Source organism: Sphingomonas sp. SUN019 (assembly GCF_024758705.1).
Lineage (GTDB): Bacteria > Pseudomonadota > Alphaproteobacteria > Sphingomonadales > Sphingomonadaceae > Sphingomonas.
Genome location: NZ_CP096971.1, coordinates 414095 through 426259 on the forward strand (window position 1 = coordinate 414095; position 12165 = coordinate 426259).

14 protein-coding genes and 2 tRNA genes are annotated in these 12165 nt (G+C 65.1%); 6 read left to right on the forward strand and 10 right to left on the reverse strand.

Annotated elements, in window-relative coordinates:
* The first annotated feature begins 135 nt into the window (after positions 1–135).
* The 4 genes from M0208_RS02065 (at position 136) to M0208_RS02080 (ending at position 2438) form a co-directional block, all read left to right on the forward strand.
* On the forward strand, positions 136–414 hold the full coding sequence (locus M0208_RS02065) for an integration host factor subunit beta (protein ID WP_258890083.1): 279 nt from the start codon (positions 136–138) through the stop codon (positions 412–414).
* 67 nt (positions 415–481) lie between these two features.
* Positions 482–568, forward strand: a tRNA-Leu gene (locus M0208_RS02070).
* Positions 569–699: 131 nt separating this feature from the next.
* Positions 700–2007: an ABC transporter substrate-binding protein gene (locus M0208_RS02075; protein WP_258890084.1), complete on the forward strand. Its 1308-nt coding sequence runs from the start codon at positions 700–702 to the stop codon at positions 2005–2007.
* 5 nt (positions 2008–2012) lie between these two features.
* Positions 2013–2438 carry a DUF4112 domain-containing protein gene (locus M0208_RS02080; RefSeq protein WP_258890085.1) on the forward strand — a complete coding sequence of 142 codons (426 nt, stop codon included), beginning with the start codon at positions 2013–2015 and terminating at the stop codon, positions 2436–2438.
* Here M0208_RS02080 and M0208_RS02085 read toward each other — a convergent pair.
* Positions 2432–3628: a DUF1343 domain-containing protein gene (locus M0208_RS02085; RefSeq protein WP_258890086.1), complete on the reverse strand. Its 1197-nt coding sequence runs from the start codon at positions 3626–3628 to the stop codon at positions 2432–2434. The two genes, M0208_RS02080 and M0208_RS02085, sit on opposite strands and share 7 nt — an antisense overlap.
* Positions 3625–4158 (reverse strand): DOMON-like domain-containing protein, encoded by a 534-nt coding sequence (locus M0208_RS02090; RefSeq protein WP_258890087.1) that lies wholly within the window; start codon positions 4156–4158, stop codon positions 3625–3627. Before M0208_RS02090 ends, M0208_RS02085 begins: the two co-directional genes overlap by 4 nt.
* Before the next feature lie 51 nt (positions 4159–4209).
* On the opposite strand from M0208_RS02090, the gene rimO reads away from it, so the two are divergent.
* Positions 4210–5538 carry a 30S ribosomal protein S12 methylthiotransferase RimO gene (gene rimO, locus M0208_RS02095; protein ID WP_258890088.1) on the forward strand — a complete coding sequence of 443 codons (1329 nt, stop codon included), beginning with the start codon at positions 4210–4212 and terminating at the stop codon, positions 5536–5538.
* Between the two features lie 3 nt (positions 5539–5541).
* Here the strand turns inward: rimO and M0208_RS02100 are convergent, their stop codons facing one another.
* The 4 genes from M0208_RS02100 to M0208_RS02115 form a co-directional block, all read right to left on the reverse strand.
* Positions 5542–6090 (reverse strand): hypothetical protein, encoded by a 549-nt coding sequence (locus tag M0208_RS02100; protein ID WP_258890089.1) that lies wholly within the window; start codon positions 6088–6090, stop codon positions 5542–5544.
* 81 nt (positions 6091–6171) lie between these two features.
* Positions 6172–6248: transfer RNA gene (locus tag M0208_RS02105), tRNA-Met, on the reverse strand.
* A gap of 55 nt (positions 6249–6303) precedes the next feature.
* Positions 6304–6792 carry a 2'-5' RNA ligase family protein gene (locus M0208_RS02110; RefSeq protein WP_408988072.1) on the reverse strand — a complete coding sequence of 163 codons (489 nt, stop codon included), beginning with the start codon at positions 6790–6792 and terminating at the stop codon, positions 6304–6306.
* Between the two features lie 32 nt (positions 6793–6824).
* The gene (locus tag M0208_RS02115; protein ID WP_258893147.1) at positions 6825–8705 is read right to left on the reverse strand and encodes a potassium transporter Kup; all 1881 of its coding nucleotides are present in this window, start codon (positions 8703–8705) and stop codon (positions 6825–6827) included.
* 216 nt (positions 8706–8921) lie between these two features.
* On the opposite strand from M0208_RS02115, the gene M0208_RS02120 reads away from it, so the two are divergent.
* On the forward strand, positions 8922–9137 hold the full coding sequence (locus M0208_RS02120; protein WP_258890090.1) for a DUF3072 domain-containing protein: 216 nt from the start codon (positions 8922–8924) through the stop codon (positions 9135–9137).
* Between the two features lie 2 nt (positions 9138–9139).
* Here the strand turns inward: M0208_RS02120 and M0208_RS02125 are convergent, their stop codons facing one another.
* The 4 genes from M0208_RS02125 to M0208_RS02140 form a co-directional block, all read right to left on the reverse strand.
* Entirely contained in the window at positions 9140–9784 is a 645-nt protein-coding gene (locus M0208_RS02125; RefSeq protein ID WP_258890091.1) for a hypothetical protein, read from the reverse strand.
* Entirely contained in the window at positions 9781–10215 is a 435-nt protein-coding gene (gene ccmE, locus M0208_RS02130) for a cytochrome c maturation protein CcmE (RefSeq protein ID WP_258890092.1), read from the reverse strand. Before ccmE ends, M0208_RS02125 begins: the two co-directional genes overlap by 4 nt.
* A 97-nt stretch (positions 10216–10312) precedes the next feature.
* Complete coding sequence (gene ccmC / locus M0208_RS02135) at positions 10313–11038, reverse strand: heme ABC transporter permease CcmC (protein ID WP_258890093.1); 726 nt, start codon at positions 11036–11038, stop codon at positions 10313–10315.
* 66 nt (positions 11039–11104) lie between these two features.
* On the reverse strand, positions 11105–12151 hold the full coding sequence (locus M0208_RS02140) for a Glu/Leu/Phe/Val dehydrogenase dimerization domain-containing protein (protein ID WP_258890094.1): 1047 nt from the start codon (positions 12149–12151) through the stop codon (positions 11105–11107).
* Positions 12152–12165: the final 14 nt, after the last annotated feature.

Below are 12165 nucleotides of genomic sequence, written 5' to 3' on the forward strand. Positions count from 1 at the left end.
ATCCTATGTTGTCATATGGCGACAAAAAGTTTCACTTCGGACCTATTCGGTGAACCGATTGACCTGTATCTATTGCGGAGCGTGTAACCGCGATGCCGGATAGTGTGATTCGGCAAACCTTTGGGGATGCCGAGGATGATCCGGTCTGAACTTGTACAGCAGATTGCAGAGGACAACCCGGAGTTGTCGTTGCGCGACGTCGAAGCGATCGTGTCGACGTTTTTCGATGAGATCGTGCGACGGCTTGCCGAGGACGGCAGGGTCGAACTGCGTGGCTTTGGCGCCTTCTCCACCCGCGCACGCGGCGCGCGTACCGGCCGCAACCCGCGCACCGGCGAACTGGTCGACGTTACCGCCAAGCGCGTGCCCTATTTCAAACCCGGCAAGGAAATGCGCGTCCGCCTGAACGTGTGACCGCCACCGGATGATGCGGCCCCGCGCTTGACGCCAGCCGCGCCGTCGTCTCTTTCGGACGCTGTGTGCGGACGTGGCGAAATTGGTAGACGCACGGGACTTAAAATCCCTCGCTGGCAACGGCATGCGGGTTCGAGTCCCGCCGTCCGCACCACCCTGCTCGCTGCGCTTCTGCTCGCGGGATGCGGCCAGCGCGCAGACGTAGGGCCGGTCGTCGTCAGCGCGATCGGCGAGCCGCCGGAACTCAGCGATGCCAGTCTTACGAAGCGCGATACGCCGGCGCGCGTGCTGGCCGACTCGATCGCTCAGGGCCTGGTTCGGTTCGACGCCGCAGGGCAGATCGAACCCGGGATCGCCGAACGCTGGATCGTCACCGACGAAGGCAACAGCTACATCTTCCGTCTGCGCGACGCCGAATGGTCCGACGGCAAGCCGGTTACCGCGGCCGATATCGTGACCATCCTGAAACGGCAGATCGCGCCGGGTTCGCACAACCCGCTCGCGCCGTATCTGACTGCGATCGATTCGATCGTCGAGATGACGCCGCAGGTGATCCAGATCGAGCTGAGCCGCCCGCGACCCGATCTCCTGAAGCTGTTCGCCCAGCCCGAAATGGCGATCGTGCGGTTGCGTCCACCGGGCGGCACCGGGCCTTTCCGCATCGTGCGGCAGGGAGCGCGATCGCTCCGGATGACGCCGGTTCCCGATCCCAACCGCGCGATCGACGAGCAGCGTGAGCCAACGCCCGAAGACGACGTGCGGCTGATCTCGGAACGCGCCGCGCGTGCGATCGTCCGCTTCGCTGCGAAACAGTCCGATCTGGTGACCGGCGGCACGATCGCCGATTGGCCGCTGATCGCCATGACGGAGGTCGCCCCCGCCAACATCCGTCTCGATCCCGCGGCCGGTCTGTTCGGACTGACGATCGTCAATCGCGAAGGTTTTCTGGCCGCGGTCGAGAACCGCGCCGCGGTGGCCGGCGCGATCGACCGCGAGGCCCTGACCGAAACCTTCACCCCCGATTGGACGCCGACCGAGACGTTGCTTCCCGATCAGCTCGATTCGACCATTCCGCCCGCACAACCCGCCTGGGCCAGCGTTCCGCTCGCCGATCGTCGGATCGCCGGCCGCAACGCGGTAGCGCGATGGCGCGGCGCTAACCGTGGCGCCGCACCGGCGGTTCGCGTCGCATTGCCGGTCGGTCCGGGAGCGACGACGCTGTGGACTCGCATCGCGGTCGACCTGATGGCGATCGGCGTCCGTCCCACGCGCGTCGGGATGGACGATGACGCCGACCTGCGGCTGATCGATCAGGTCGCGCCGCATGATAGCGCGCGCTGGTACGTCGCGAATGCCTGCGCGCCATGCAGCACCGAGGCGACGGCAGCAATCGAGGCCGCGCGGCTCGCCCCGACGCTGGGCCAACGCGCCGCCGCGCTGGCCGCTGCCGACGCTGCGCTGGCGCTCGACGTGTCGTACATCCCAATCGCGCGGCCGTTCCGCTGGTCGCTGGTCGCGCTGCGCTTGCGGCAGTGGCAGGCGAACGCGCGCGCGTGGCACCCGTTGAACCGGCTGCGTCGCGACACCAATTGAGGGTGATGACAGAGCGCGCAACCCATATCGACCCCGCCCCGTTCGCCACCGGCATTACGCCGGGGACAGATCCCGCATCGGTCCGCAAGCGGATCGAGGCGATGGAGCAATTGCTGGAGGGCGCTGTCGTCATCCCCGGCATCAACCGGCGCGTGGGGCTGGACTTCGCGTTGGGGCTGGTCCCGGTCGTCGGCGACCTGTTCGCCGCCGCACTGGGCGCGTGGATCGTGTGGGAGGCGCGCAACCTCGGCATGACGAAGTTCCAGCTGACGCGGATGGCGGGCCGCGTCGGGTTCGACGCGCTCCTGGGCGCGGTGCCGTTGATCGGCGATGCGGCTGATTTCTTCTACCGGTCGAACACGCGCAACCTGAAGACGATCAAGCGCCACCTCGACAAGCATCACCCCGCGACGGCGACGATCACTCAATAAAGTAGGTACGATCGCCGGGTTTCCATCCACGCGGCCTCGTCGGGCAGCGTGATCGCATCGAGATCGGCGGGCGTTGCGGACGTATCGTCAACCCATTCGCGTAGCGCCGGGCCGCCGTTGATGACGTCGATCGCGAGCTTGTCGAACTCATATTCATACGGAAAGTTGCGCCACAGGTCGTAGTCCGGATATAGTATGCGGATCGCCTTGAACGCCAGCGCCTGCACCCGCCACGGGCGGAACGCGGCGTGATCGTACCCTGCCCCCTCGGCGTGGATGAAGACACCGCTGCACAGTTGACCGTGATGTTTGTGGAAGGTCGGCTGGAACGCCACGTCGCGCAATGTACAGCCGGTCAGCCACTCGGGTGCGAGGCGGCGCATCTCGGCGATCACCGCCTTCGCATCGATATTCGGCGCACCGAACAGCTCCAATGGCCGCGTCGTCCCGCGGCCTTCGGACAATGTCGTCCCCTCCAGCATCACGGTGCCGGCGTAATCGCGAGCCATGTTGACGTTGGCGGCGTTGGGGCTTGGGTTGATCCACGGTCGTTCGGCAGGCCAGCCGAAGCCCGGCCCAATCTCGGGCTGCCACCCCTCCATCGCGATCACGTGGTAATCCACGTCGAGCCGGAAATGGTCGACAAACCACCGCCCCATCTCGCCCAGCGTCATCCCGTGCCGCATCGGCATCGGCCCCGCCCCGACGAAACTCTCCCAGCCGGGTCGCAGCGTCAGCCCCTCGACCGGGCGGCCGGCGGGGTTGGGGCGATCGAGCACCCACACCGCTTTCCCATGCGCTTCCGCTGCTTCCAGCACGTACAGCAATGTCGTCACGAAGGTGTAGATGCGGCAGCCGACGTCCTGCAGATCGACCAGCAGCACATCGAACGTGTGCATCGATTGCCCGCTCGGCCGCCGCACCTCGCCGTACAGGCTGAAGACCGGCACGTTGTAGGTCGGATCGGTGAAGTCGGGCGACTCCATCATATTGTCCTGCAAATCACCGCGCACGCCGTGCTGCGGCCCGAACATCGCGGTGACGTTCACCCCCGCCGCGACCAGCGCGTCGAGGCTGTGCGTCAGGTCGGCGGTCACCGACGCAGGGTGGGCGAGCAAGGCGACGCGTTTCCCCTCCAGCGGCTTGCGCAAGGCAGGGTCGGCGAGCAGGCGATCGATACCGAATTTCATGAGGCGTCAGGTGCCGGGAGCCGCGCGACGAAGCAAGCCGGGTTGTGGAAATCCGGCGCGCCCGGCGGATGCGCGAGCGACCAGAACGACTTCCGCTCGCCCTGCTCCTCGATCACCGCGGTCAACGCCATGCGCAGCGGCCCCGGCGGCAATCCACCGAGGTCGCAGTCCACCTCAATGCGGTCCGATAATCGCTCGATCTGCGGCGCTATGTCGCGGTCGAGTGGGGCCATCCCCTCGCGATAGCCGTCGAACGTGTACGCCGCCCACCGTGTGGATGGGGAGAAATTGAACTCGACGTATCGTTCGTCGTCGTCGTTGAACATCAGGAACAGCTCGAAACAGGTGGTCTTCCACAGCCCGTCAGCGCGTTCGGGCGTGACCAACTCCGGCACGATAAGCCGCTCGGCCCCTTCCACGACATAGGTCAGGAGAACATCGTCCCGGTCCGTCAGATGCAGTTCCACGGTAATCTCGCGCACCGCCAGCGGCGGATGATTGGGGTGTGGGATCAGGTGAAAACGGTGCATCCGCGTCACTCTATGAAATTTGAGCGCAAGTCGCTATGTGCCGCGCCTCCCATGGCAACGAAACTCCCCTCCCCGCCCCGCGTGGGCATGGTCTCGCTCGGCTGTCCGAAGAATCTGGTCGACAGCGAACGGATCCTGACTCAGCTGCGCGCCGACGGTTACCAGATGTCGCCCGACTATGTCGGCGCCGATGTCGTGCTGGTCAACACCTGCGGCTTCCTTGATTCGGCGAAGGAAGAAAGCTTGGAGGCGATCGGCGAGGCGATTGCGGAGAACGGCCGCGTCATCGTGACAGGCTGTTTCGGGAAGGAAGCCGATGCGATCCGTACGCGCTTCCCGCAGGTGCTCGCGATCACCGGCGCGCACGAATACGAACAGGTGGTGGAGGCGGTTCACGCCGCCGCGCCCGCGGGGCTGTCGCCCTATCTCGATCTGATCCCCGACGCCGGGCTGAAACTGACCCCGCGTCACTACAGCTATCTGAAGATTTCGGAGGGCTGCAACCACCGCTGCGCCTTCTGCATCATCCCCTCGCTCCGCGGTGATCTCGTCAGCCGTCGCCCCGACGCGATTCTTCGCGAAGCTGAAAAGCTTGTGGCGGCGGGAACGAAGGAATTGCTGGTCATCAGCCAAGACACCTCGGCTTACGGCGTCGACATCCGCCACGCGACGTATCCGTTGAAGGGCGGCGGCGAAGTGCGCGCGCACATGACCGATCTGGCGCGTGAACTGGGCAAGATCGCCCCGTGGGTGCGCCTCCACTACGTCTATCCCTATCCGCACGTCGACAACGTCATCCCGCTGATGGCCGAGGGACTGATCCTCCCCTATCTCGACATCCCGTTCCAGCATGCCGCCCCCGCCGTCCTGCGCCGCATGAAGCGTCCCGCGAACGACGCCAAGGTGCTGAGCCGCATCCACGGCTGGCGTGATATCTGTCCGGATATCGCGATCCGATCGACCTTCGTCGTCGGCTTCCCCGGCGAAACTGAGGCCGATTTCCAGTATCTGCTCGACTGGCTCGACGAAGCGCAGCTCGACCGCGTCGGCGCGTTCCGCTTCGAGCCCGTGGAGGGCGCCTCCGCCAACGCGCTTCCCGATCACGTCCCCGAGGAAGTGAAGGAAGAACGCTACGCCCGCATCATGGACAAATGCGCCGCGATCAGCGCGGCGAAGCTGCAGGCCAAGATCGGTCGCACCTTCGACGTCATCATCGACGTGGTGGGGGAAGACGGCGCGACCGGCCGGTCCTACGCCGACGCGCCCGACATCGACGGCGAAGTCCATCTGCGCGACGCCGGGCATCTGGCGCAGGGCGATATCGTGCCGGTCGTGATCGAGGACGCCGACGAACACGATCTGTTCGGCGTCCCCGCCTGAGCCTTATTCGATCAGCGTCAATGCCGTACGGTTACGCGGCAGCCATTCGTCCTTACCGTCGCCGATCGGGTCGACATCCTTCTGCGTGGTCATCCGCGCGCCGTCGCGCACCGTCGTTTCGCGCACCTTCGCCATCCCATTGCCGTCGTTGCGCGTATCGGTCGCGACGATCGTCCAGTGCGTTGCATCCCGCGGCGGTGACGGCAGCGTCAATTGCGCCGATCCGCTCTCGAACGGCTTGCCCTTGCGCGCCGACGCATAGCTCTCCTTGCCGGTCGCCGGATCAATGGTCGACAACGTCGTGATCCAGACCAGGCCCGTCGTCGGCCCGTCATCGAATTCTGCGGTGCGGACCGTCGTCAGGGCATCCGGCTGGGCGACGATCGCGACCTTGACCGGGAGGCCTTCCCACTTGTTCGATTGGTAATCGCGATATTGCAGCTCGCCCTGCCAACGCCCCGCCGTCCCGGCGAGCAACGAAGCGATCGTCGGCGGCGACGCCGCAGCGGCCGACAGAAGCAATCCGAAACCGATCAAGATAACATGCCGCATCGCAGCCTCCCGCCAATAGGCGGAGGATCGCACCAATCAAGCCATGGCGCCAGCGATACGATCGAAACGAACGTTCACGAGTGGTAGCGGAGGAGGGACTTGAACCCCCGACCTACGGATTATGATTCCGCCGCTCTAACCAACTGAGCTACTCCGCCATCGAAGGCGTGCTTCACTCGTGAGGCGCGGGCTATAGCAGTGGTTTTCGGGCGGTCAAGGTGCGAACATATGCCGTGACATCAACTCCCACGGCCCGCCGCGATACCAATACGCGGCAAGTCCCGCGATAGCCACAGGCCGCGGCGCGAAGCCGGTCTGCAGGTCGCTCAGCAGCGCCTTTGCGACCGCCGGTTCCACCTTGTTCTGCACCGTGACGTGCGCACGCCAGCCCGCCTGATCCTGCGGCGTCAGCAGACCGGCAAAGGCGTCCGTCAACCGCTGCCGGATCGACGCCAGATCAGGACTTTCGATGCGATAGGCGACCCCACGTCCGAGCGAGACCAGCCCCGCAACCCGCGCGACCGGCGCGCGAACGCCGCGCGTCTCCTGCGACAGGCGATGCTTCACTTCGTTCGCGATCGATGGCGGGAGGTGGTGGAACATCGTGAGATGCGCCGCGAGGTGGTTGCGTTCGGGCGGAAAATACCGCGTCCGCTGACCGTCGAAAAACGACTGATCCTGCGCACCGAATAGCGCCGTCACGATAATGGGCGCTGGGATGGGTGTGGGCTCGCTCAAATCTCGATCTGGCTGCCCAGTTCTACCACGCGGTTCGTGGGCAGCTTGAAGAACTCCATCGCGCTTTCCGCGTTGCGCAGCATCCAGGCGAACAATTTCTCGCGCCAAAGCGCCATTCCCGGCCGTTCCGACGCCAGCAAGGTCTGCCGCGACAGGAAGAAGCTGGTGTCCATCATGCGGAATTCCGCACCGCATTCATGGAACACCTTCAACGCGGCTGGCACGTCCGGCGCCTCCATGAACCCGTAGCGCAGTACGACGCGGTGAAACCCCTGCGCCAGATCCTCATGCTGGAAACGATCGTCGACCGGCCAGTACGGCATATTGGTGACCTTTACGGTCAACAGGATGACACGTTCGTGCAGCACGCGATTGTGCTTCAGATTGTGCAGCAGAGCGTGCGGCACCCCTTCGGGTGATGAGGTCATGAATACCGCCGTGCCCGGCACGCGTGTCGCGGATCCAGCGGCGGAGTTGATGAACACCTTGATCGGCATCGCACCCTCACGCATCCGCTCGATCATCAGCTTGCGACCCGTGGCCCAGGTCGTGAGCAATACGAACACCACCAGCGCGACGAGCAGCGGGAACCAGCCGCCATCGGGTATCTTGGTCATGTTCGATGCGAAGTACAGACCATCGATGATGAGGAATATCGCGGTGAAGGCGACCGTCCCCCACACCGGCCAATGCCACACACGGTGGATCAGCACCGCAACCATGCACGTGCTGATGAACATCGTGCCCGTCACCGCGATACCGTAGGCGGCCGCGAGATTGGACGATTCGCCGAAGCCGAAGATCAGCAGCAGCACCATCGCCAGCAACGCCCAGTTGACCGACGGAATGTAGATCTGTCCGGCCTCGGACGCGCTGGTATGTTCGATCCGCAGCCGTGGCATCAGCCCAAGCTGAACGCCCTGCTGCACGACCGAATACGCCCCCGTGATGACCGCCTGACTGGCAATAACCGTCGCCATCGTGGCCAGGATCACCAGCGGCAACCGCAGGCTTTCGTCCGCCATCAGGAAGAACGGGTTTCGCGCCGCGCCGGGATCACCCAGCAGCAATGCGCCCTGACCCAGATAATTCAGCATCAGCGCCGGAAACACGAACCACAGCCACGCATAGGCGATCGGCTTGCGCCCGAAATGCCCCATGTCGGCATACAGCGCCTCCGCGCCCGTCACCGCCAGCACGACCGAGCCGAGCGCCAGGAACGCCAGCATTCCGTCGTTTGCAGCAAACCGAACGGCCCAGCGCGGATCGAGCGCCAACAGGATATCCGGGCGGTCGAGGATATGCATGACGCCCAGCACCGACAGGACGATGAAATACAGCGCCATGATCGGACCGAACAATTTGCCGACACGCGCGGTGCCGACCGATTGCAGCCAGAACAGCCCGATAATGATCGCCACCGCGATGGGAATGACGAACGAATCGAATCCGTCCTGAACGGTCGCCAACCCCTCGACCGCGGACAGCACGGAAATCGCGGGCGTGATCATGCAGTCGCCAAAGAACAGCGCGGCGGCGAGCACGCCGAGAATGACCAGACTCGGCCCCCACCGTTTTCCCGCACCGCTACGGCGTTGGATCAGCGCCAGCAGCGCCAGACTGCCGCCCTCGCCATTATTGTCGGCGCGCATGATGACCATGACGTATTTGACGGTGACGATCAGCACCAGCGACCAGAAGATCAGGCTGACGACACCGAAGATATGGGGTTGATCGACCGCCAGCGGATGGTGCCCGACGAACACCTCCTTCATCGCATAAAGCGGGCTGGTGCCGATATCGCCGTACACCACGCCGACCGCGCCGAGCGCCAATTTGGCCAGGCCGTCACGCGCATGGCTGTGGCCGTGCGGTATCTCTACCGAGGGCTCGGCTCTGGGTTCGGCTGCAGGCTGGGCGCCGCTTGCCGCGTCGGTGTTCACGAGATCGCTGAAACCGTAGGCATGACGGGAAGACCCATATTGGTGCTCATGGCGGCGCGGGCACTAGCACGCACCTTGGGGAGCGGCAACCGATGCCCGTCAGGAACATTAAATGAACATATATGTTGGAACAATGAAAGGAATTTCTGTATGACCGACAGCAATCCGAAAGCCGAACCGTTTTCTAACGCCGAGAAAGATCCCGATGACTGGACGACAGGCGACGAAAAGATGACCGGGGCGCAGGCGAGTTATCTGAAGACATTGAGCGAAGAGGCGGATGAACCTTTCGACGAGACGCTGACCAAGGCCGACGCCTCGAAACGGATCGATGCGCTGCAGGAAAAGACGGGCCGCGGAAAATAGCGTCAGCGTGTCGGCGGTGCGCCTGCGGTCATCGCAACGAACTGATCGAGCACGGCCAGCCTGACCGCTATTTCCTGTCGATAAGGTGCTTTTGGCGGGGACAATGCAATCGCGCGCAGCCACAGACGCTTTCCACGCGGGAAATCGCCGCTGCGAATATAGGCGAGGCCGGCGTAAAACGGCGGTGCCGGATGTTCGGGCGCGAGACGCGTCGCCTGCTGGAACGCGAACAGCGCGCTGGGCGACATCTGATTGTCGTCGTTTGCGGCGAGCGTGGTCCCGAGCATGGTCCACAACACGAAACTTCGCGGCATCTTGTGCAATCCGCCCAAGATCGCCTGCGCCGCCGCCTTCGGTTCGCCCGCTCGCGTCATCGCCTCAGACGCGACGATGTACGACGCGTCCGCAGACAGTCGCCCGAGCAGCATCTCACGCAGCACGACCATCTCGGGATCGACCGCGCCCGGATCGCCAACAGGCTTGGCGGGGGTCGCGGCCAGCGCTGGGCGACCCTGCCACGCATAGCCTGCCGCACCGAGAAACAATGCCGCGCCCGCCAGCATCCACAGCCCGCGCGGCAGCTTCAGCAGCACCAGCGCAGCGAACGCCAGCAGTGCGATCGCACCGAGCGCAACGAAGCCCATCATGGCTGAAGCGTCCGCGTCTCGTGCATTTTTCCGGCCAGTTCGGGCGGCATATATTTCTCGTCGTGCTTGGCCAGCAGATTGGTCGCGACGAACGACCGGTCGGCGCGGAAATGCCCCTCCGCGACAACGCCCGACCTTTCCTTAAACAGATCGGGGGCGATACCGGAGAAGGTGACGGGCGTCGTCGCCTTGCCGTCGGTCACCAGGAACGCGATCGATACGCCGTCCGCCGCGCGCCGGATCGATCCGCCCTCAACCATCCCGCCCAGCCGCACCGCGCGGTCGAGCGGCGGAAGTTCGCCGACCACATCGGACGGCGCGTAGAAGAACGCCGCCTGATCCTTCAGCCCCGACAGCGCGAGCAACGCCGCCGCGACGATCGCCGCGATCGCCAGCAACGCCAGCGACAGCCGTTGATGCTTGGCCTTCACTTCTCCGCTCGCTTCATCGCGATCCAGCTCCACAGCGCGACCGCTACAGTCCCGCCGATCGTCACGACATAGGCCGCAGTCACGAAGGGCCACGGGTTCATGCGGTGGCCCGCCGGCGCAACCGCGCCTCGGCCTTCGCCTCGGCCAGCAGCGTCCGCATCCGCATCAGCACGATCCCTGCGAACAGCAGGGTGAACCCGCCCAGCATGATCGGCAACGGCCACAGGATCGACGAATCGATCGTCGATTTGGTGAGGCCAATGCTGGCGCCCTGATGCAGCGTGTTCCACCACACCACCGAATAGCGGATGATCGGCAGCAACACCGTCCCCGCGATCCCGTAGAGCGCCGCGATCCGCCCGTCGCCGCCACGCTCGCGATCGGCACGAGCCAGCGCGATGTAGCCGAGATAAACGAAGAACAGCAGCAGCATCGACGTCAGCCGCCCATCCCATTGCCACCACGTCCCCCATGTCGGCCGCCCCCAGATCGACCCCGTCGCCAAGCAGATCAGCGCGAACGCCGCGCCCGGCACCGCGATCGCGCGCGCCGCGACATCGGCCAGCGGGTGGCGCCAGACTAGGAAGGTGATGCTGGATATTGCGATTGCACTCCAACCGCCCATGCCGAGCCAGGCGGCGGGAACGTGGATGTAGAGGATGCGCACCGTTTCGCCCTGCAGATAATCGGGCGGGGTCTGCGTGAGGCCGGCCCAGCACCCGATCGCGATCAGCGCGGCGCCCAGCCACGTCAGTACAGGCGTGAGCGGCCGCGCGATCGACAGGAAGCGTTTGGGATTGGCGAAGGCGTGAAGGGCGGGCACTGAAATCAACATATTGTCGATTCTCACTGACGTCACGCGCCAAGTGCGCAGTTCAGATCGACATGCCTACCGCCCGATCAACCGCCGCGCGATGCGGTCCGCGACTTCGGACGCCGGATCGCCCGACGCGTCGCTCTCGTTCCACACCTCGGTCAGCCGGTCAGGGATATGCGCGATCCGCGCCTTCACCTCGGCCTCGTCGCCATGGCCGAGATATTCCAGCCCGACGTTAATGATCCCACCCGCGTTGATGACGTAGTCGGGCGCATATAGGATGCCGCGCTCGTGGATGCGGTGGCCATCGTTGCGGGTCGCAAGCTGGTTGTTCGCGCCGCCCGCGACGACCTTCGCCTGCAACCCCGCGATCGATCCTTCGGTCAGGATCGCGCCCAAGGCGTTCGGGCTAACGATGTCCGCCTCGACGCCCAGAATACCTTCGGCCGCCACCGCAGTCGCACCGAGTTCGCCCGCCAGCCGCTGCGCGCGGCCCTCGTCGACATCAGCCAGCGTCAGCACCGCGCCGTCTGCCGCGAGCAGCTTAGCAAGCCCGCCGCCGACCGATCCGACGCCCTGTACCGCGACGCGCACGCCCCGCATGTCGGTCGCGCCGAGCGCCCGCTGCGCCGCGGCCTTCACACCCAGATAGATGCCCAGCGCGGTGTACGGCCCCGGATCGCCGCCCGCCGCGCCGCTGGCGACCGGCAGGCCGGAGACGTAACGCGTCTCACCAGCGATCGTCTTCATCCGCGCTTCGGACATGCCGACATCCTCGGCCGTCACGTACCGCCCGCCAAGCGATTCGACGACGCGGCCGAACGCCTTCAGCTGATCCTCGGTGATCGTCTCGCCGGGATTGGCCGCCAGCACGACGCCCTTGCCGCCACCCAGCTCCAGCCCCGCCATCGCATTCTTGAAGCTCATGCCGCGCGACAGCCGCAGCGCGTCGGTGATCGCGCGCTCCTCGCTGCCGTAATGCCAGAAGCGCACGCCGCCCGCGGCCGGCCCCAGCGTCGTCGAATGTACGGCGATCACCGCGCGCATCCCCGATGCCGGATCGGTGAACAGATGGACGCCCTCATGGTCGTCGAAGTCGGGGAAGCCCCAGTTAATCATGGCACATCCGGGGA